A 19310-nucleotide genomic window follows, 5' to 3' on the forward strand; every position below is an offset into this window, starting at 1 on the left:
CGTTTCGCGGGTCGGGGCACCTCGGCGAGATTCAGTGCAAGCCCGGAGGAACGGCACATTGACCCGGATTTCTATGATCCGGCCGGCGACAGGGCGCCACCGACCGCTCCGCTCGCGTCGGGGCACCGACCGGCGCCCGACTCGAGGATCTGGAAGGCTTCACGGCCGTGGCGCGGTGATCTGGGCGGCCAGGTGGCCGGCGCCGTAGCCGTTGTCGATGTTCACCACCGCTACGCCGGGGGCGCACGCGTTGAGCATCGACAGCAGCGGGGCCAGGCCGCCGAAGGCCGCGCCGTAGCCGACCGACGTGGGCACGGCCACCACCGGCGCCTCGACCAGGCCGGCCACGACGCTGGGCAGGGCACCGTCCATGCCGGCCGCGACCACGAGCGCGTGGGCCGCCCGCAGCCGGTCGAGGCGGCTCAGCACGCGGTGCAGGCCGGCCACGCCCACGTCGGCGATCAGGTCGGCGTCGCGGCCCAGGTAGCGGGCGGTCAGGAGGGCCTCGCGGGCCACCGGCAGGTCGGACGTGCCGGCGGCCAGGACCAGCACCGGGCCGCCGGTCGGCGGGGGCGGGGACGGCGGCCAGGCCATCAGGGCGGCCAGTTCGTCGTGGTGGGCGTCCGGGAGTTGCGACCGGACGGCGGTGACGTGCTCCTCGCGTACGCGGGTGAAAAGGGTGACCACATCGGGCCGGGACCGGACCTCGGCGGCGATCGCCGCGACCTGCCCCGGGGTTTTGCCCTGGCAGAAGATGGCTTCCGGATAGCCGCGGCGGGCCGTGCGGCCGAGGTCGAGTTCGAAGTTAGGCACGGGCGGTGACCAGCGGCAGGGTGAACGCGCCCGACTGCACGCCGGCGACGTCGACCGCGGCGTAGCGGAAGCCGGCCTCGACGACGGCCGCGCGCACGCGCTCGCGGAGCGGGTCGGTGACCGCGCGGACCAGGTCTTCGACCGGCAGTTCGATGCGGGCCACCGGGCCGTGGTGGCGGACCCGCAGGTCGCCGAAGCCGAGGGCGCGCAGGCCCGCCTCGGCCCGCTCGATCTGGGCCAGCTTGGCCGGGTCGACCTCGGTGAAATGGGGGATCCGGGAGGCCAGGCAGGGCGCGGCGGGCTTGTCGGCGCTCGGCAGGCCGAACGCGTGGGCCAGGCGGCGGACGTCGGCCTTGGCCAGGCCGAGGTCGGCCAGCGGGGTCAGCACCCGGTGCGCCGCGGCGGCCCGGGAACCCGGCCGGTCCGGCCGGCGGGCATCATCGGCGTTCTCCCCGTACGCGACGGCGTCGAGACCCTGGTCGGCGACAACCCGGTCATCGATGACCGTGAAGAGTTCGTCCTTGCAGTGGAAGCAGCGGTCGGGACCGTTGGCGCGGTATCCGGGCCGTTCCATCTCGTGGGTCTCGACCTCGACGACCGGGGCCCCGATCGTGGCCGCGACCTGGTGGGCGGCGGCGCGCTCGGCGGCGGCCAGGCTGGGGGAGACGCCCAGGATCGCGACGGCGTGCCCCGGCCCCAGGGCCCGGGCGGCCAGCGCGAGCAGCACCGACGAGTCGACCCCGCCCGAGAAGGCGACGCCCAGCCGCGCTATGCCGCTGACCTGAGCGGCGAACCGTTCCTGCACCTCATCGGCGAAGCTCATCCCATGATTCTGCCCGCTGCGGCGGTGCCGGTGAGCGGACCCACCCGCAGACCCCGGGCCCGGCACGTGGTGAGCAGCGCCGGGAGCGCGGAACGGGCGGCCGGTCCGTGGTGCAGCATGATCTGGGCGCCGTCGTCGAGGCGGCGCAGCACGCTGCGGTAGACCGAGTCGGCGGTGGCGTCCGGCGACTCGTCGCGGCCCGGGCAGGACGGGCGGACCGTCCGCAGGCCGACCTCGCGGGCGTCGCGGTGCGGGCGGCACCAGTAGGGGACGATGCCGGTCGCCGCGTTGATCGACGTGAGGGCGCGGGCGAGCTCACCGCGTACGTCGGGAAGCCGGAAGCCGAGGACGGCGATCTCGTGGCCGGCGCCGGAGATCGTCCCGGCGATCGCCGGATGGCGCTCGGCGGCCAGGCCGAGCAGGAAGAACGTGGCGCGCACCCCGCCCAGACGGTCGAGCAGGGCGAGCAGTTTCGGAGTGTCGTCGGGATGCGGCCCGCCGTCGAAGGTGAGCGCGACGTGGCCGGTCACTTTGTTCATTCCGCACAGATAGCCGGGTTTGCTGTGCACCACCTCGCCGCCGGTTGAATGCTCGCTGAACATGCGCCCTAAAGCATCGTCCCGGCTCGATCCAGAAGAAGCGGGAGCAGCACGGCCCGCCACGTTTCCAGGTGGACCTGGCCGCTCGACATGCCGCCGTGGGCGAACTCCTCCCGGTAGATCGACGGGGAGGTCTCGGTGGCCAGGTCGACGGCGACGATCCGGTTGAACGCGGTGTAGAGCATGGACTCGACCTCGCCGACCGACGGCGGCAGGTACGCCTCGCCCAGGTGATCCCGCAGGGCCCGCCAGACCCAGGGGTCGCCGCGCAGGCCCCACTGCTCGGGCTCGGGGTCGAACAGATCGGCTACTTGCTTCATGTCCTTCTCCTCTGGGAGCGCTCCCAGCTTTCTGCTCTACGATGCCCCGGTGAAGCTCGTCTATGTCCTCGGCGTGTCGGCGCTCTTGACGTTGTCCGCGTGCAGTTCGTCCCCCACCCCAGCCCCTTCGAAACCTCGCGTCTATCAGGCGACAGGCGACCTTTGCGGCCACGTCGACCACAACGCGCTGGCGGCGGTGCTCGGCCCGCTGAAATCCGCGCGCTCGGCGCCCGCGGCCGGAGGCACCCAGTCGTGCACCTTCCACTTCGGGACCACCGTGCCGATTCCCGTCGAGATATCGATCCAGCTGGCACCGGGCGGGGCGTCGGTGGCCTCCTACTACCAGGGTCTGCGCGGCGTCGAAGAGAAACAGACCCAGCTCAGCACGGTCACCGGGCTCGGGCAGGACGCCTACACCTACGAGGACGTGACCGGGCCGCACCTGGTGGCGTACGACAACAACCTGTACCTGTCGTACGCGGTGGTCATGGGCGGCCTGCCCCAGTCGTCGGTGCCGTCCGGAGTGGTCGGAGCCGAAGTGGCGAGCGCCCACGCGACCATGGAAAGGTTGATCCAATAGGGTTTGTCCGCATCGATATCCTGTGGCCATGGGTGACGGGGTGCAGATCCAGACCGACCAGGTCGGCGACTTCGGCCAAGGCCTCCGCAAGGACGCCGACAGCGGCTTCGCCGCCGCGGCCGGACGCGGCGCTGACCTGCACCGCCAGGGAGTCGGGCTGGGCGCCCAGATCAACGCCGGCCCCATCATGGAGGTCAAACAGAAGTACGCGGCAGCACTGGCCGCCACCGACGCCAACCTCCGCGTCTACCCGGTCGCAGCCGGCATCCTGGCCGACGTGGCCGAAGAAGTCGCCCGCCGTTTCGCACATGCTGACATGACCTCGGCGGTCACCCAGCAGCAAATCCAGACCATGCTCGGCGGCGCCATCACCCACGCGCAAAGCCTGATCGACCAGGCGCAGAACATGGGACGGGGGTTGCAGCCGTGAGCGAGGTCGACTGGAGCCGGTACAACCTGCCGGCCATCTCCAGCCTGATCGCCGACGTCGACGTGTGCGACGGCGCCGACCGGGTGCTGGCCTGGGAAGGACTGACGTCAACGGTCCGTGACCAGCACACGAGGCTGCTCGCGGCGGCGGACAGCCTGGCGGCGGTCTGGCCGCCGGGGAAGAACGACTCGGCGCTCGAATTCCAGCGGCAGGTCAAAGGCCTGGCCGACTCGATGCAGGAGACGCTGAAGAAGGCCGAGGACACGCGGGCGGGGTTGAACGGGGTGGTGCAGGCGTTCTCGACGGCCCAGAGCAGGATGCGCGATCTGGCGGCGGGCCGCGAAGGGGTGGCGAACGACTGGGTGCCGCGGATGGTCGACCACGCCGAGGACAAGTACGACGAGAGGGCCCAGGCCGCGATGCGCGAGGCCGAGGCGGCGATCAGCGACCATGGCGCCCAGATCCAGGCGCCGGGTCTGTTCCAGATGCGGCCCGCTATCGGCGACGACGGTCATCACCTATCGGGCGATGACGCAAAACCGTCATCCGGGACGACGCGCGGCGACGCAGGCGGGGGTGGCCTTCGGGCAACGCCGATTCCGGTGCCTGTTGATCGCGACCCGTCTGGGGTGTCCTCGGACTCGCCTGCGGAGTTCGGCTCGAACGGAGCCGGGCCGGGTGGCTCCGGGCAGTTTGGACCGGGCACGGCGGGGTCGTCCAATGACGGGCCGGTCCTATCCGGCCTGGCACCGACGGGTCCGAGCGCCGAGGGCGCTTCTGGCCCCGCAATCGGTGGAGGCCCGGCAACCGGCATCGGCCTGCCGCCAGGCACGCCCGTCGGGGGCAGCCAAGGTCAGGCCGGTGTTTTACCCATCGGCGGTGGTGTGCCAGCTGGTGCCGGAGGATTAGGCGGCGGATTCGTCGGCGGTCTCCCGGGTGGGGCGTCGGGCACGAGGCGTCCGGTGTCGGTCCGCCGAGCGATGCCGTCCGGGGCGGTCATCGGGGAGAGCACCGAGCGGGGTGTCGGGGGCAACCAGAGCGGCGTTGCGGGCGCGATGCCTATAGGCGGTGCTGGTGGTCGCGGCGCTGGCCGTCGAGGCTCGGGCGGGACTATCGACGGACAAGCAAATCAGCAATGGGCGACCGGCGAGGGTGTCGCACCGGTGATCCAGCCGGAGACGAACGAGGTGCGGCACGACCCAGGACCAGGTGTGATCGGCTTCGACAGGTGATCCTCTCTTTTCGCGTGGCGAGGGCCGCGGCGGCGGTCGCGGCGGTCCTGGCGAGCACAGCCCTGCCCACGCCGGCATTGGCCGATTCCATTCGCGACAAGCAGTGGTACCTGAGCGATCTCGACATTGCCCAGGTCCATCGGATCACCGAGGGGGCCGGTGTAACGGTCGGCCTGATAGACACCGGGGTAAATGCCAGTCAGCAGGACCTGCGAGGTGCGGTTCTGGCCGGGACTGAGGTCGGACCGGATGCAAGCGGCGACGGCCGGAGAGACAGCGACGGCCACGGCACCGAGATGGCGGGAATCATCGCCGGGCGTGGCCACAGCTCAAAGGACGGCATTCTCGGAATTGCTCCTGAGGCCAAGATTCTGCCGATCGGTTCACCGATCAACACCCTCGCGACCACTGACTTCATGACCGACGCTGTCGACTTCGCGATCACTCGCCACGTCGGCGTGATTAATATGTCGTTCGCCTTCGACGGCGACGAGACACTGCACGCTGCCATTCGCAAGGCGGCCGCCGCAGACATCGTGCTGATTGCCGGCGCAGGCAACGAGGGCAAGTCCGGCGAGTATCCGGGCCGATATCCAGAGGTGCTCGCCGTGGGTGCCTACGGCCGGGACGGGAAGATTGCGTCATTTTCGATCAGCGGTCCTCAGGTCGGGATCTCGGCACCCGGCGTCGACATCGTCACGACTGGCAACCAGGGTGCCGACGATTACTACGAGGGCCAGGGGACCAGCGAGGCGACGGCTGTGGTGAGTGGGGCGGCGGCGCTGCTGCGGGCGAAGTATCCCGACCTCAGCGCGGCGGAGATTGTGCATCGGCTGACGGCCACGGCTACCGATGCGGGGGCCAAGGGGCGGGACGACTCCTACGGCTACGGGCGGTTGAATATCGTCAAGGCACTCACGGCGCACGTCGCCCCGTTGCCTTCGGCGGCCGTCAGCAGCGCTGCCGCCGGGGGTGCGGCGCCTGCGCCTACTTCGGTGGCTGATCCGGAAGACCTGCCGACGGCCAAGAGTCCGCTGTTGCTCGTCGGGATCGTTGTCGGGTTGCTGGTGCTGGGCGGGCTGGTTGTCGCGGTGGTGGTGAGGGGCCGGCGGCGGGCCGGCTGAGTCAGCCGCAGGCCCGCGCCCAAGGTAAACGCCCGTTGATCAGCATGGTGCCGGACGCGACCCAAGAGGCGCGTCGAAGCAGCCGCTTGGTTTGGCGGGCGCGGCGGCGGGCACGCAGCAGGGCATGCGGATCGGATACAAGTTGATGGCTGAGGGGTTTGGGCCTAAGGAGCTGATTCGGCAGGCGGTGCGGGCTGAGGAGGCCGGCTTCGACTTTGTGGAGATCAGTGACCACTTTCACCCGTGGCTGGATGTGCAGGGGCACTCGCCGTACGCCTGGACCGTGCTTGGCGCGGTGGCCGCGCGTACCGAAAAGCTGGGGCTGGCGACCGGCGTGACCTGTCCGTCGGTGCGGTACCACCCGGCGATTGTCGCTCAGGCCGCCGCGACGCTCGCGATCATCTCCGATGATCGTTTCACGTTGGGCGTCGGCGCCGGTGAGCGGCTCAACGAACACGTGGTGGGTCAGGGTTTTCCGAGCGTACGCGGGCGCCATGAGCGGCTCGTGGAGGCGCTCGACATCATCAATCTGCTGTGGCAGGGCGGCTACCAGTCGTATGAGGGTAAGCATCTGCAACTGGAGGATGCTCAGGTGTTCGACCTGCCTGATCGTCTGCCGGTCATCGCGGTCGCGGCCGGTGGCCGGGATGCGGCCGAGTTGGCGGCTACGCACGGGGGCGGGCTGTTCGCGACCGAGCCGCGCAAGGATCTGGTTGAGGCATTTGCCGCCAAGGGCGGCCGGGGGCCGAAGTATGCCGAGATTCCCGTTGCCTGGGGCAAGGATGCCATCGAGGCGGCCCACAAGACGTCGCGTTGGGCGCTTACCGGCTGGCGGGTGATGTCGGAGCTGCCGAATCCGGCGAACTTCGAGGCCGCGTCCGAGCTGATCAAGCCCGAGGATGTGGCCGGGCAGTTTGCGCACGGCTCCGACGCCGGGCCGTATGTGGAAGCGTTCAGGACCTATGCCGACGCCGGTTATGACCATCTGGTGTTCATGAACGCCGGGCCGGACCCGGATGGCTTTCTCGACTTCTTCGCCAAGGAGTTGCGGCCCTCGCTCGGTGTCTAGGAACCTCGATCGGGCAGAATCGCGGCCGTGACACGAGCACAGGGTGATGCCCAGCCGCCGGCCGCGTCGGTGTCCCTCGATTATTTCGACGGGCTCTACATGGCCAAGGACGACCCGTGGGATCTGGCCACGAAGTGGCACGACCGGCGGAAGTATGCCGTGACCGTGGCCAGCCTTCCCCGCGAGCACTACCGGCGGTGTTATGAGCCGGGCGCCTCGATCGGGCATCTGACCCGCCTGCTCGCGGAGCGCTGTGACGAGGTGCTGGCGACCGACGCGATCGAGCCGGCCGTGATTCAAGGGCGGGAGATCGTCCGGGATCTGGCGAACGTCAGGTTCGAGCAGGCGACCCTGCCGGCTGAGATGCCGGACGGCACCTTCGACCTGATCGTGATCGGCGATCTGCTCTACTACCTGTCCGGTGACGACCTGGCCGCGACGATCGACGGTCTGGTCGGCCGGCTGGAGCCGGGCGGCGATCTGGTGTCGGTGCACTTCCGTGACCGGGAGAACAGCGGCAGCTACGACGGCTTCAACGCGCACTCGTCGGTGGCGGAACGCCCGGGCCTGGCCCACGTCGTGCACCACGAGGACGAGTGGTTCCTGCTCGACGTGTGGCGCCGGTAATTCGATGGCCGGGCGGGGCTGGTGAACGGGACGATCCCGGCATGGACCATGTGACCGCCGAGATCGTCGGCTACTACCAGGACCGGTACGAGGAAGGCGCGCGGCTCGGCAAACGGCCGCAGGGCCGGCTCGAGCGGATCCGCACGCTGGAGCTGCTCCGGGAGGTGTTGCCGGCCGCGCCGGCCCGGGTTCTCGACGTGGGCGGCGGTCCGGGGGCGTACGCCCGGCCGCTTGTGGACGCCGGTCACCGGGTGAAGCTGGTCGATCTCGTTCCGGCTCATGTCGAGCAGGCGCGGGCCGGGCAGCCGCCGGTCGAGGCGGTGGTCGGCGACGCGCGGGCGCTGCCGGAGAACGACGGCGATTACGACGCGACGCTGCTGCTCGGGCCGCTCTATCACCTTCACCGGCGGGACGACCGGGTGCGGGCGCTCCGCGAGGCGATCCGGGTGACCCGGCCGGGTGGCCCGGTCGTGGTGGCGGCGATCGCGCGTTTCGCCGGGCCGGTCGACTTCGCGGCGACGGCGCGGTTCGACGAGCGGATGGTCGCGGAGGCTTCGCGGCTGCGGTCGTCGGGCGAGAACGACCCGTCGATCGGTTTCACCCAGGCGTACTTCCACCGGGTCTCGGAGCTGATCGGGGAGTGCCGGGACGCGGGTCTCGGCACCGTGACGGTCCACGGCGTCGAGGGGCCGGCCTGGGCGGCGGCCGAGGCCGCGGTGGGCGGCCCGGCCGAGCGGGCGGTCTTCGAGGCGGCGTTGCAGCTGGCCCGGGTGTGCAGCTCGGAGCCGGAGGTGGTCGCGGCCAGCGCCCACCTGCTCGCGGTGGGCACCGCCTAGTCGGTGATGGCGACCACGCCCGAACAGACTGCACGTTCGCTCAGGTGCCAACCGACGTTCTTGAGCGTATGGTGCTCGCGAGTTGTTCATATGGACATCGAGGAGCGGCCTTGTTCGACGTGCTGGTGGTGGGCGACGCCAACCCCGACCTCGTGCTGCGGGGCGACGTGCGGCCCCGGTTCGGGCAGGTGGAGCAGCTGCTCACCGGGGCCGACCTGGTGCTCGGCGGCTCGGGCTCGATCACGGCGGCCGGGTGCGCGCGGCTCGGCCTGCGGACGGCGATGCTGGCGGCGGTCGGCGACGACGTGTTCGGCCGGGTCGTGCGTTCGGAGCTCGGCGAGCGGGGGGTGACGCTGCTCGAGGCGGAGTCGCGGGGCACGCCGACCGGGCTGAGCGTGATCCTGACGCCGGACGGCGGCGAGGGCCGGGCCATCCTGACCCTGCCCGGGACGATCCCGCTGCTGAGGCCGGCCGACATCAGCGACGACTTGCTGGGACGCACCCGCCACGTACACGTCTCGTCGCTGTATCTGCAGCCGGAGTTGGCGGACGGCCTGGCCGGGGTTTTCGAGCGGGCGCACAAGCTCGGGGTGACCACGTCGCTGGACACCAACTGGGATCCGTCCGAGCAGTGGTCGTCGATCGCCGAGATCCTGGCTCAGACCGACGTGTTCCTGCCCAACGCGGCCGAGCTGCTGGCGATCACCGGAGCGCCGGCGCCGGAGGAGGCCGCGCGGAGCCTGGGCACGACGGTGGTCATGAAGGACGGCGAACGCGGCGCGCGGGCGTGGTGGGACGGCGGCGAGTGCGCGGCCGCCGGCCTCGCGGTCGAGGTCGTCGACACGATCGGCGCGGGCGACAGCTTCAACGCCGGCTTTCTCGCGGCGCGGCTGGGCGGGCGCTCGATCGAGGAGTCGGTGCGCTGGGCCGCGGTGGCCGGTTCGCTGAGCACCCGGGCGGCGGGCGGGACGGCGGCCCAGGCGACGCCGGCCGACCTCTGACTCACGGCTGGAAGAGTTTCCACTGGCCCTCGGAGACCACCTCGGGGATGCCGTCGACCACGCTGATGGCGGTGTCGTCGTCGATCGCGTAGGTCGGCGCCGGGATCCGGGCCGCCCACTTCTCCGCGTTGGCCAGCGAGGCGTCGGGGTGGTCCGGGTTCTCCAGATGCGGGATGACCGCGAAGTCGACGAGGCCCGCGCCCTGCCCGGTGACCAGGAACCGGTCGACGTCGCCCTGCGGCGTGGCGAAGGTGACCGGCCGCGCGTCGTGCCCGCGCGGCGGGTCGACGTAGGTCTCGGCGAAGGCCGACGTCGCGGCCATGCTCCCGGCGCTCACCCCGACATAGACCGCCTCGGGCCGCAGCGTCGGCAGCAGGGCGCTCAGGCCGGAACGCCACATCCAGTCGGCGAGGAACAGCGGGTCGCCACCCCAGACCAGGAGCGCGTCCACGTCCCGGACGGCCGGGACCCAGGCGGCCTCGTCGATGTGGGGCAGCGCCGTCAGCTCCAGGATGCCCAGCGATTTCCAGCCCAGCCCGGCCAGCGGTGACGGGGCCTGGCCACTGACCGCCCGCCACGCTCCGCCGGTCCCGCCCGGGAAGGGGTAGATCGCGGTCGGGATGACGAGCGCGCTGGACTCGGCGATCGGCTTGCCGAGCAGGCCGACCAGCGCGTCGTGGATGCTGCGGTTCTTGATTCCGGACGAGGTGAGGAGAGCTCTCATGTCTCCACCTTCCTGCATTGCCTGGAAGGGGACCGGGCCGGGTCCGCCCCTCGACGGATCCGGCCCGGTCGGGCAACTCTGACGGACGGGTCAGCCCTTGAGGCCGGTGAACGACATCGTCGCGATGAACCTTTTCTGGGCGAAGAGGAAGGCGAGGATCAGCGGCGCGGTCGCGATCACGTTGCCGGCCATCAGCTGGGCCCACTCCGTACGCCGGGTGCCCTGGAAGTTCGCCAGGCCGACCTGCAGGGTGAACCGGCTGTCGTCGGAGATGGCGACCAGCGGCCACAGCAGGTCGTTCCAGCTGGACAGCAGCGTGAAGATGGCCAGCGTCGCCAGGGCCGGCCGGGCCAGCGGCAGCACGATGCTGCGGAATGTCCGCCACGTGCCGCAGCCGTCGATCAGGGCCGCCTCCTCCAGCTCGACCGGCAGCGACAGGAAGAACTGCCGCATCAGGAAGATGCCGAACGCCGAGGCCAGCCAGGGCACGAAGGCGGCGGCCAGGGTGTCGACGATGCCGATGCGGGCGAACATCAGGTACGTCGGGATCATCAGCAGCTGGAGCGGGATCATCACGGTCGCGATGATGACCAGGAAGGCGAGGCCGCGGCCGGCGAACTTGAGCCGGGCGAAGCCGTAGCCGGCGGCCGAGCACAGGACCAGGTGCGAGAGGACCGAAACCACGGACACGAGCACGGTGTTGCCGAACCACCGGATCACCGGTGTCTCGGTCAGCAGCGTCCGGTAGCCCTCGAAGTGCAGGGACGTGGGGATCAGCTTGGGCGGGAACTGGTTGATCTCGGCCGTGCTCATGAACGAGGTGAGCAGCATCTGGACCAGCGGCAGCACGAAGATCAGCGCGAGCGGCATCAGCAGCAGGTGCCAGCCGGAGAACGGGAGCTTGAAACGAGGGCGCATCAGAAGACCTCCGATCCGCGCCGGCGGCCGTACCAGATGACGCCGAGTGTGAGCAGCAGGGTCACCACGAACAGCAGGTAGGCGGCGGCCGCGCCGTACCCGAGCCGTTGGGTCTGGAAGGCGAGCTCGTAGATGTAGTAGACGATCGTCTGGGTCGTGTTGAGCGGGCCGCCCCGGGTGGTGGTGTAGATCAGGTCGAACAGCTGCATCGCGGTGATCGTCTGCCAGACCGCGGCGAAGACGGTGACCGGCCGCAGCTCGGGCAGCGTGATGTGGCGGAAGACCCGGAAGCGCCCGGCGCCGTCCATGACCGCCGCCTCGACCAGCTCGCGCGGGATGGCCTGCAGCGCGGCCAGGTAGATGACCGAGGTGAACCCGACCTCGCCCCACAGCGCGATCAGCACGACCACGTAGAGCGCCTGGTGCGGGCTCTCCAGGAACTGCTGGGGCGGGATGCCGAGGTGCCGCAGCACGTCGTTGGCCGCGCCGAACTGCGGGTTGAAGACGAAGCCGGCCAGGATGCCGGTCGCCGCCGCCGACGCCACGTAGGGCACGAAGATGCAGGTGCGGTAGAAGCCGAGCAGCCGGATCTTCTGGTTGAGCGCGATCGCGATGACGATCCCGAGCACGATCGACGCGGGCACGAACAGCGCGGTCAGCACCAGCGTGTGCCGGGCCGCGGCGAGCATGTCCGGGTCCTGGGCCAGCTGCTCGTAGTTGCGCCAGCCGACCGGGATGCCCGGCGTGATGCCGTTCCACTTGGCCCGCGAGATGAAGAACGCCCACACCGCGGGGAAGATCGACAGGCCGGCGACGATCGCGGTGGCCGGTCCGGCGAAGGCCCATCCGGTCAGATTCCGGCGGACCCGGCGGCGGGTCCGGCCGCGCTGGGAGCGCGCGGCCGATCCCGTACGCGGCGTGACCGCGAACGTCACCGCCATCAGTTCGTCACCGAGTCGGCGGATTTCTTGGCCGCCTCGTCCAAGGCCTGTTTCGGGCTCTCCGTTCCCTGCAGCACCTTCGAGATCGCGTCGCCGACGTTGCGCGACAGCTCGTCGTAGCCGGCCACGGTCGGGCGGGCCTGCTTGGCGTTGGCCAGGTTGGCGAAGAACTTGTCGCCGCCCGGGTATTCCTTGACGTACGCCGCGTATTCCGGGGTGTCCTTCTCGGTCGTGCGCAGCGGCAGGTTGCCGAGCTTGAGGTTCCACTTCGCGTCGGTCTGCGCGCTGGTCAGCCATTTGATGAAGTCGCGCGCGGCGCCGGCCCGGTTGACGTCGTCGTGGTTGAACAGCACCCACACGTCGGGGCCGGAGACGGTCTCGTGGTCGCCGTTGAAGCCGGGGAGCTGGACCACGCCGTACGACAGCTTGGCGTCCTTGATGTCGAGCAACGACCACGGCCCGCTCATCATCATCGCGACGCGGCCCGAGTTGAACAGCCGCCAGTACTTCTCGTCGGTCTGGTCCAGGTACATCGACTTGTCGTCGACCGCCATCTGGCGCAGCGTCTCGAGCGCGGCCACCCCGGCGTCGGAGTTGAAGGCCGGCTTCGTCCCGTCGAGGATCTGACCGCCGTGCTGCCAGAGCAGCGGCCACAGGTGCCAGGTGGTGTCCTCGCTGCCCGAGACCGAGTACGCGGTCCCGTAGATCTTGTCGGCCGGCTTGGTCAGCTTCTTGGCCGCGGCCCGGAAGTCGTCCCACGACCACTGGTCGGTCGGGTAGGCCACGCCGGCCTGGTCGAACAGCTTCTTGTTGTAGAGCAGGGCGAGGTTGTCGACGAGGGCCGGGATGCCGATGACCTTGCCGCCGACGGTGGCGGTCTCGCGGGCGGCGGGCGAGAACTCGTTCCAGCCGAACGCCGGGTCGGCCACGAACGAGGTGAGGTCCTGGGTGTGGCCGCTGGCCCCGAGTTCGCCGGCCCAGCTGCCGTACGCGTACGAGATGTCGGGGTAGCTGCCGCCGGCGAAGCCGGCCGAGAGCTTGGTCAGCAGGTCGTCGGTGGTCGGTGCCCCGGGCGAGGTCTTGATCGTGACGTTGGGATGCAGGCCGTGGTATTCCTGGGCCAGCTGCTCGGCGGTGGTCTCGGCCTGTTCGGTCTGGCCGGTCCACCAGGTGAGGGTGACGTTGGCCTTGGGGTCGTAGCCGGCGGCCGCGTCCTTGCCGTCGTCCTTGTTGCCGGCGGTGCCGCCCATGCAGGCGGAGAGCAAGAGGGCGGCGCCGAGGCCGCCGGCCAGCGACCGGAAGACCGGACCGCGCCGAAGGTATGTCATCTGGGGCACCTCGATGGTCGTCGGGAGGAGAGGCCACACGAGGCCAGCTGGTGACCTCCGCCACATTGAGGTTCTTGCCCGAGGATTATGCTCGTTTGCTTTCGTTTAACAAGATCCGCGCATCAAACGAGCAATCCAGACTGAGCGTTGTCAGCGCAGCGCCTCCGGGATCAGGTCGCCATGGGCCGCCGTCAATTCGTCGCACAGCTGCCAGATCTGGTCGACGGTCAGCGTGGCCGCGGTGTTGGGGTCGGCCATCGCGGCCTGCCGGACCATGCGGGGGTCGCCGTTGATCGCGGCCTGGACGGTCAGCTGGCCGACGCTGACGAAGCTCCGGTTGAGCGCGGCGCACTGCAGGGGGAGCGCGCCGACGTGCTCCGGGCGTACGCCCAGCCGGTCGACCACGCACGGCACCTCGACCGCGTAGCCCTCGGGCAGGTTGGTGATCAGGCCGCGGTTGGCCACGTTGGCGTGGATGCGGCGCATCGTGCCGGTGACCATGCTGTGGATGACCTGCGGGGCGTACTCGGTGGCGTCACGGCTCACGTCGAGCGGCTCGCCTCGTTCGAGCGCGTCGCGGACCGCGTGGTACTCGTCGACGTTCGCCTTGCTGATCCGCAGGTAGTCGCCGACCGGGATGCGCAGGCGGGCGATCTCCTCGTCGTGGTGGAGGTACCACGGGACGTACTCGCTGGAGTGCTCGCTGGTCTCGGTCGGGAAGTAGCCCAGCCGCTGGTACATGTCCATGCGTACCCGGCGCCGCATCGACGGGTCCCGCTCCAGGAGCTCGTCGATCTTCGGGTAGAGCGACTCGCCGCGGTGCTCGAACCTCAGCAGCCAGGCCTGGTGGTTGACCCCGGCGCCGGTGTAGTCGACCTCGTCGAGCGGGACTCCGAGCAGCTCGCAGAGGTCGTGCACGGTCCAGAAGACGGAGTGGCAGAGCCCGGCCGCCTTCAGCGACGGCGCGGTCGCCGCCAGGTAGCCGATGTTCATCGCCATCGGGTTGGTGTAGTTGAGCAGCCACGCGTCCGGGCAGATCTCGAGCATGTCCGCCGCGATGCCGTCGAGCACCGGGAACGTGCGCAGCGCCCGGAAGATCCCGCCGATGCCGAGCGTGTCGGCGATGGTCTGGCGCAGACCGTACCTGGCCGGGATCTCGAAATCGCGCACGGTCGCCTCGTACATGCCGACCTGGATCGCGTTGATCACGAAGTCGGCGCCGTCGAGGGCCCGCCGCCGGTCGAGCGACGCGGTGATGACCGGTTTCGCCCCCAGCTGCTCGGCCGTGCGGCGGGCGATCAGCTCAGCCGTCTCGAGCCGCGACGGGTCGATGTCTTGCAGGGCGAGCGTCACGCCGCGCAGCTCGTCGAAGGAGAGGATGTCGGCGAGCAGTTCGCGGGTGAACACCACGCTGCCGGCCCCCAGGAAGGCGATCACTGTCATGGCCGGATTGTTGGCGCCCGCGCAGAGAACGCGCAAGACACGCTGGCCAATCGCTTGGAAACGAACTAACCTGACTGCGCATTTGATCAATACGCGCTCGGGAAGGTTCCATGGCTCAAAGTACGCTGCGCCGGGCCGACCGGGTCTCGGCCATCCTGGAACGCGTCGCCAGCAGCGGTTCGGTCGACGCCGGCCACCTGGCCGAGGAGTTCGCGGTGTCACCCGCGACGATCCGCCGCGACCTGCAGGTCCTCGAGGACCAGCGGCTGCTGTCGCGCACCCACGGCGGGGCGGTCGCGATCGACGTGGTCTATGAGTTGCCGGTCCGCTACCGCGGCGGCCAGCACCGCGAGGAGAAGGCGCTGATCGCCCGCAAGGCGGCCGAGCTGCTGCCCAAGGGCCCGCTCACGCTCGGCCTGACCGGCGGCACGACGACGCACCTGCTCGCGCGGATCCTCGCCGAGCGGGTCGACCTGACCGTGGTGACCAACGCTCTCAACATCGCGGCCGAGCTGGCGCTGCGCCCCCGCCTCAAGCTGATCATGACCGGCGGCGTCTCGCGCACCCAGTCCTACGAGCTGGTCGGGCCGATCGCCGACCAGGCGCTGCAGGGCCTCAACATGGCGGTCGCGGTGGTCGGCGTCGACGGCATCAGCGCCCGCGGCGGCCTCACCACCCACGACGAGATCGAGGCGAACACCAACGCCACGATGATCCGCCGGGCCGACCGGGTGATCGTGGTGGCCGACGGCTCCAAGGTCGGCAAGGTCTGCCTGGCCGGCATCAGCCCGATCACCGGGGTCTCGACGCTGGTCACCGACAACAGCGCCGACGCGACCGGCATCGAGGCGATCCGGCGGGCGGGCACCGAGGTCGTCGTGGTGGGTGGCTGATGGAACCGGTGCGCCTGTTCGTCGTCGGCGCCGGCCAGCGCGGCTCCACCTACGCACGCCGGGCCGCCGCCTCCGGCGCCGCAATCATCGTCGGGGTCGCGGAGGCGGATCCGGTGCGCCGGGAGCGCTTCGCTTCGGCGTACGGGATAGAGCGCGGGAACGTGTTCTCGGACTGGGCCTCGGTCGATACCCGAACGGCCGACGCGGCCGTCATCGCGACGCAGGACCGTGACCACGAGGGGCCGGCGGTCCGGTTGGCCGGCCTGGGTTACCACCTGCTGCTGGAAAAGCCGATGGCGCCGTCTTTCGAGTCGGCTTCCCGCATCGCCGAGGCGGCGGTCGAGGCCGGCGTGATGCTGGCCGTCTGTCATGTATTGCGCTACACGAGTTACACGCGGGCCATCAAAGCGGTTCTCGACTCCGGCCGGATCGGGCGGATCGTGAGCATGCAGCATCTGGAGCCGGTCGGCTGGTGGCATCACGCGCATTCGTTCGTGCGCGGTAACTGGCGTTCCACTTCGGAGTCGTCGCCGATGCTGCTGGCCAAGTCCTGCCACGACATCGACTGGCTGCTCTATCTGGCCGGGCAGCCGGCGCGGCGGGTCAGCTCGTTCGGCGGGCTGGCCCATTTCACGCCGGAGTCGAAGCCGGCCGGGGCCGGTGACCGTTGTGTCTCCTGTGCCGTCGAAGCATCCTGCCCCTATTCGGCGGTGCGGCTCTATTCGCCGGCCGAGCCGGGGTGGCCGCGGGACGTTCTCGGCGACGATGTGGACCTCGCTCTGAAGGAGGGTCCCTATGGCGAGTGCGTCTACAACGGACAGAACGATGTGGTCGATCACCAGGTGGTGAACCTGGAACTGGCCGACGGGGCGACGGTGTCGTTCACGATGACCGCGTTCACGCCGTTCGAGCAGCGCAAGACGCGCATCTTCGGCACGCACGGCTATCTGTCCGGCAACGGGGCCCGGCTGCGGCTGGTCGATTTCCGCACCGGTTCTTCCGAGGTGATCGAGGTCGGCGACACCGTCGTGGCCGGTCACGACGACGGCGACGACGGGGTGGTCGACGCGTTCCTGGCCGCGGTGGCCGCCGGCGACCCCACGCTGATCCGCTCCGACGCCGCGACCAGCCTGGCCGGCCATCGCGTGGTCTGGGCCGCCGAGGAGGCCCGCGCGTTGGGTACGGTCGTGACACTGTCCTGACCGCTTTCGCCCCGGAGGAACCGCCCATGATCACTGTCCACGGCGCCGACGAGATCAAGGCCCTGGCCGGCCGCGACCTCGGGGCGAGCGACTGGCTCGAGGTGACACAGGACCGCATCGACACGTTCGCCGACGCCACCGGCGACCACCAGTGGATCCACGTCGACGCGGCGCGGGCGGCGGCCGGCCCCTTCGGCACGACGATCGCCCATGGCTATCTCACACTCTCGCTGGTGATTCCGCTCTTCGGCAGCCTGCTGCGCGTCGAGGGCACCAAGATGGGCGTCAACTACGGACTGGAGAAGGTCCGCTTCCCCAACCCGGTCCGGGTCGGCTCCCGCATCCGGCTGGCCGCGTCGGTGGCCGATGTGGCCGAGGTGACCGGTGGGCTGCAGATGACCTGCGACTTCACCGTCGAGATCGAGGGCCAGGAGAAGCCGGCCTGCGTGGCCCGCGCCATCTACCGCCAATACCTGTAGCTCTCGCGAACGCGCCGCGGACCCGCCTCAGCGATCCGCGGCGCGAGCGGCGAGGTAGGCGTCAAGGGCGGCGGCTCCGGTGAGCATCCCGCGACCGCGGGCGGTCAGGCGGGTGTTCCAGTCGTCGAGCAGGGAGCCGAGGGGTTCGACGCCGCCGGCCGCGCGGACCTGGGCGAGCAGCGGGGCGATCCGGGCCAGCTGGTAGCCGCCCCGGCGGAGCTGGTGGATCAGCTCGGCGTCGCGGACGTCGGCCGGGCCGTAGACGCGGTAGCCGGTCTGCCGGTCGCGGCGGGGATGCAGCAGGCCGGCGCGCTCCCACTTGCGCAGCGTCGCCGGGCGGAGGCCGAGTCGCCGGGCGAGCGGGCCTACGAACGTGTCGCCCCGCCGGCCGGCGATCGGGGCCAGATCCTCCAGCGCGGCCGCCACCGCCCGCAGGGTCCGGCGATCGTCGAGGAGCTGGGCGTGGCTCTCGTCGATCAGGCGGAGCGCGGTCTCGGTCTCGTCGCGCGTGAACGCCCGCATGATCTGGGTGGCGGCCGGCTGCCCATGCCCGGGGATCAGTGCCAGGAACGCGGCCAGCGCCCGGGCGTGGAGTGCCGTATAGGCGCGGTAGCCGTTGGGGCTGCGCTCGGCGGGCGGGAGGATGCCGGCCGCCTCGTAGTTACGGATCGCCTGGGTGGAGAGGCCATGGGCCCGGGCCAGGTCGACCGGCCGTTGAAGGTTTTGTGGCACCGGACCGCCGACATCCTGGAAAAAGGTTCAACCGTTGGTTCAACGATACTGTTCAGGGGCATGACGTTTTCCATCACAGGGCTGGGAGAACCGACCCACGGCTCGGACGCGCTGCTCGACGTACGCAACGAGATCTTCCGCGATCTCGTCGAGCGGGAGGGGTACCGGGCGATCGCGATCGAGAGCGACTGCCTGATGGGGCTGGTCGTGGACGACTATGTGACGAGCGGGAAGGGCACGCTCGACGACGCTGTGCGGCACGGGTTCAGTCACGGGTTCGGCGCGTCGGCGGCCAACCGTGAGCTTGTGCGCTGGCTGCGGGCGTACAACCGGGAGCGGCCCGCCGAAGAGCGGGTGAGATTCGCCGGGTTGGATGGTCCGCTGGAGATCACGCACGCGGCGAGCCCGCGGGAGGCCCTTGCCGCGCTCCATGCCGGCGCCGACCTGGCCCCCTGCACCGCGGAGGAACTCGACCGGCTGATCGGCGACGACGAGAGGTGGGCCAACCCGGCGGCGATGATGGATCCGTCGCAGTCCGTCGGGCGGACCCCCGAGGCCAGACAGTTACGGCTGATCGCCGACGATCTGGCGGCGCGGCCCCTCACGTCGGACCGGGCCCGGCTGTTCGCGCGCACGGCGACCGGGCTGTTGAGATATCACTACTGGCTCGCCGACACCTCACCGGACCGCATGGCGTGGCTCCTGGGCATCCGGTCGTCGATGATGACGGCCAACCTGCTCGCGATCGCCGAGACGCGAAAGGTCATGGCGTTCGCCCACAACTCCCATCTGCAGCGCGAGAAGAGCAGCATCCGGCTGGGTGACCGGCGCTACGAGTGGTGGAGCGCCGGCGCTCAGCTGGGCGGCGACTACACGTTCCTGTCGATGGCCATCGGCACCTACCGCGAGCACGGGGTGGGGGCCCCGCCGCCGGACACGATCGAAGGGCGGCTCTATGCGCGACCCGGAGACCGATTCAGAGTCGAACCCGCGGAGATCGGTCCCGGCGTCAAGGCGCGGGTGTCGCCGTGGTTCGGCTATGCGCCCCTGGACCCGGCCCACCTGAGCAGCATCGACGGCATCGTCTTCGTGAAGGACGCCTAGGGCGTGTATCGAAGTCGGCGGTGCCGGTTGATGTTCACGGCGTGGCGTTGATCGATAAATAGCGAGGTCTCCGGTAGATGGCTTAACGACCA

The 19310-nt window shown here is 70.2% G+C and carries 22 protein-coding genes; 12 read left to right on the forward strand and 10 right to left on the reverse strand.

Annotation, left to right across the window (positions count from 1 at the left end):
- Positions 1–159: 159 nt before the first annotated feature.
- The 4 genes from larB to AB0M88_RS41370 are packed head-to-tail and all read right to left on the reverse strand — an operon-like array spanning position 160 to position 2555.
- Positions 160–813, reverse strand: a complete 654-nt coding sequence (larB, locus tag AB0M88_RS41355; protein ID WP_364111563.1) for a nickel pincer cofactor biosynthesis protein LarB — start codon at positions 811–813, stop codon at positions 160–162.
- A complete protein-coding gene (larE, locus tag AB0M88_RS41360; protein ID WP_364111565.1) occupies positions 806–1636 on the reverse strand; it encodes an ATP-dependent sacrificial sulfur transferase LarE in 831 nt (276 codons plus the stop codon). Before larE ends, larB begins: the two co-directional genes overlap by 8 nt.
- Positions 1633–2238 (reverse strand): polysaccharide deacetylase family protein, encoded by a 606-nt coding sequence (locus AB0M88_RS41365; RefSeq protein ID WP_364111567.1) that lies wholly within the window; start codon positions 2236–2238, stop codon positions 1633–1635. The genes larE and AB0M88_RS41365 overlap by 4 nt, the downstream gene beginning before the upstream one ends.
- A gap of 5 nt (positions 2239–2243) precedes the next feature.
- Positions 2244–2555: a hypothetical protein gene (locus tag AB0M88_RS41370; protein ID WP_364111569.1), complete on the reverse strand. Its 312-nt coding sequence runs from the start codon at positions 2553–2555 to the stop codon at positions 2244–2246.
- Positions 2556–2604: 49 nt separating this feature from the next.
- Here AB0M88_RS41370 and AB0M88_RS41375 point away from each other — a divergent pair, with 49 nt between their 5' ends.
- The 8 genes from AB0M88_RS41375 (at position 2605) to AB0M88_RS41410 (ending at position 9454) form a co-directional block, all read left to right on the forward strand.
- Positions 2605–3135 (forward strand): hypothetical protein, encoded by a 531-nt coding sequence (locus AB0M88_RS41375; RefSeq protein ID WP_364111571.1) that lies wholly within the window; start codon positions 2605–2607, stop codon positions 3133–3135.
- 28 nt (positions 3136–3163) lie between these two features.
- Positions 3164–3565: a hypothetical protein gene (locus AB0M88_RS41380; RefSeq protein ID WP_364111573.1), complete on the forward strand. Its 402-nt coding sequence runs from the start codon at positions 3164–3166 to the stop codon at positions 3563–3565.
- Positions 3562–4797, forward strand: a complete 1236-nt coding sequence (locus AB0M88_RS41385) for a hypothetical protein (protein WP_364111575.1) — start codon at positions 3562–3564, stop codon at positions 4795–4797. The genes AB0M88_RS41380 and AB0M88_RS41385 overlap by 4 nt, the downstream gene beginning before the upstream one ends.
- Positions 4794–5921 carry a S8 family serine peptidase gene (locus AB0M88_RS41390; protein WP_364111577.1) on the forward strand — a complete coding sequence of 376 codons (1128 nt, stop codon included), beginning with the start codon at positions 4794–4796 and terminating at the stop codon, positions 5919–5921. The genes AB0M88_RS41385 and AB0M88_RS41390 overlap by 4 nt, the downstream gene beginning before the upstream one ends.
- A 124-nt stretch (positions 5922–6045) precedes the next feature.
- Positions 6046–6990 (forward strand): TIGR03557 family F420-dependent LLM class oxidoreductase, encoded by a 945-nt coding sequence (locus AB0M88_RS41395; RefSeq protein WP_364111579.1) that lies wholly within the window; start codon positions 6046–6048, stop codon positions 6988–6990.
- 27 nt (positions 6991–7017) lie between these two features.
- Complete coding sequence (locus tag AB0M88_RS41400) at positions 7018–7617, forward strand: class I SAM-dependent methyltransferase (RefSeq protein WP_364111581.1); 600 nt, start codon at positions 7018–7020, stop codon at positions 7615–7617.
- Positions 7618–7658: 41 nt separating this feature from the next.
- Positions 7659–8453 (forward strand): class I SAM-dependent methyltransferase, encoded by a 795-nt coding sequence (locus AB0M88_RS41405; RefSeq protein ID WP_364111583.1) that lies wholly within the window; start codon positions 7659–7661, stop codon positions 8451–8453.
- A 119-nt stretch (positions 8454–8572) separates the two neighbouring features.
- The gene (locus tag AB0M88_RS41410; protein ID WP_364111605.1) at positions 8573–9454 is read left to right on the forward strand and encodes a sugar kinase; all 882 of its coding nucleotides are present in this window, start codon (positions 8573–8575) and stop codon (positions 9452–9454) included.
- 1 nt (position 9455) lies between these two features.
- On the opposite strand, the gene AB0M88_RS41415 is transcribed toward AB0M88_RS41410, so the two are convergent.
- The 5 genes from AB0M88_RS41415 to AB0M88_RS41435 all read right to left on the reverse strand — a co-directional run bounded on the left by AB0M88_RS41415 (position 9456) and on the right by AB0M88_RS41435 (position 14808).
- Complete coding sequence (locus AB0M88_RS41415; RefSeq protein ID WP_364111585.1) at positions 9456–10178, reverse strand: Type 1 glutamine amidotransferase-like domain-containing protein; 723 nt, start codon at positions 10176–10178, stop codon at positions 9456–9458.
- A 90-nt stretch (positions 10179–10268) separates the two neighbouring features.
- A complete protein-coding gene (locus AB0M88_RS41420; RefSeq protein ID WP_364111587.1) occupies positions 10269–11096 on the reverse strand; it encodes a carbohydrate ABC transporter permease in 828 nt (275 codons plus the stop codon).
- Positions 11096–12037: a sugar ABC transporter permease gene (locus tag AB0M88_RS41425; RefSeq protein ID WP_364111589.1), complete on the reverse strand. Its 942-nt coding sequence runs from the start codon at positions 12035–12037 to the stop codon at positions 11096–11098. Before AB0M88_RS41425 ends, AB0M88_RS41420 begins: the two co-directional genes overlap by 1 nt.
- Positions 12037–13365, reverse strand: coding sequence for an ABC transporter substrate-binding protein (locus tag AB0M88_RS41430; protein ID WP_364111591.1), 1329 nt, complete (start codon positions 13363–13365; stop codon positions 12037–12039). The genes AB0M88_RS41425 and AB0M88_RS41430 overlap by 1 nt, the downstream gene beginning before the upstream one ends.
- A 150-nt stretch (positions 13366–13515) precedes the next feature.
- Complete coding sequence (locus tag AB0M88_RS41435; protein WP_364111593.1) at positions 13516–14808, reverse strand: alpha-glucosidase/alpha-galactosidase; 1293 nt, start codon at positions 14806–14808, stop codon at positions 13516–13518.
- A 110-nt stretch (positions 14809–14918) separates the two neighbouring features.
- Here AB0M88_RS41435 and AB0M88_RS41440 point away from each other — a divergent pair, with 110 nt between their 5' ends.
- Genes AB0M88_RS41440 through AB0M88_RS41450 form a run of 3 tightly spaced genes read left to right on the forward strand, consistent with a single transcriptional unit; the run spans position 14919 to position 17382 of the window.
- Positions 14919–15701 carry a DeoR/GlpR family DNA-binding transcription regulator gene (locus AB0M88_RS41440; protein ID WP_364111595.1) on the forward strand — a complete coding sequence of 261 codons (783 nt, stop codon included), beginning with the start codon at positions 14919–14921 and terminating at the stop codon, positions 15699–15701.
- Positions 15701–16903: a Gfo/Idh/MocA family oxidoreductase gene (locus AB0M88_RS41445; protein WP_364111597.1), complete on the forward strand. Its 1203-nt coding sequence runs from the start codon at positions 15701–15703 to the stop codon at positions 16901–16903. The genes AB0M88_RS41440 and AB0M88_RS41445 overlap by 1 nt, the downstream gene beginning before the upstream one ends.
- A gap of 26 nt (positions 16904–16929) precedes the next feature.
- Positions 16930–17382, forward strand: a complete 453-nt coding sequence (locus AB0M88_RS41450) for a MaoC family dehydratase (protein WP_364111599.1) — start codon at positions 16930–16932, stop codon at positions 17380–17382.
- Positions 17383–17409: 27 nt separating this feature from the next.
- Here the strand turns inward: AB0M88_RS41450 and AB0M88_RS41455 are convergent, their stop codons facing one another.
- Positions 17410–18114: a TioE family transcriptional regulator gene (locus AB0M88_RS41455; RefSeq protein WP_364111601.1), complete on the reverse strand. Its 705-nt coding sequence runs from the start codon at positions 18112–18114 to the stop codon at positions 17410–17412.
- A gap of 60 nt (positions 18115–18174) precedes the next feature.
- On the opposite strand from AB0M88_RS41455, the gene AB0M88_RS41460 reads away from it, so the two are divergent.
- Positions 18175–19218, forward strand: a complete 1044-nt coding sequence (locus AB0M88_RS41460; RefSeq protein ID WP_364111603.1) for an erythromycin esterase family protein — start codon at positions 18175–18177, stop codon at positions 19216–19218.
- Positions 19219–19310: the final 92 nt, after the last annotated feature.

The organism is Actinoplanes sp. NPDC051411, assembly GCF_040682075.1.
Classification (GTDB): Bacteria; Actinomycetota; Actinomycetes; order Mycobacteriales; family Micromonosporaceae; genus Actinoplanes.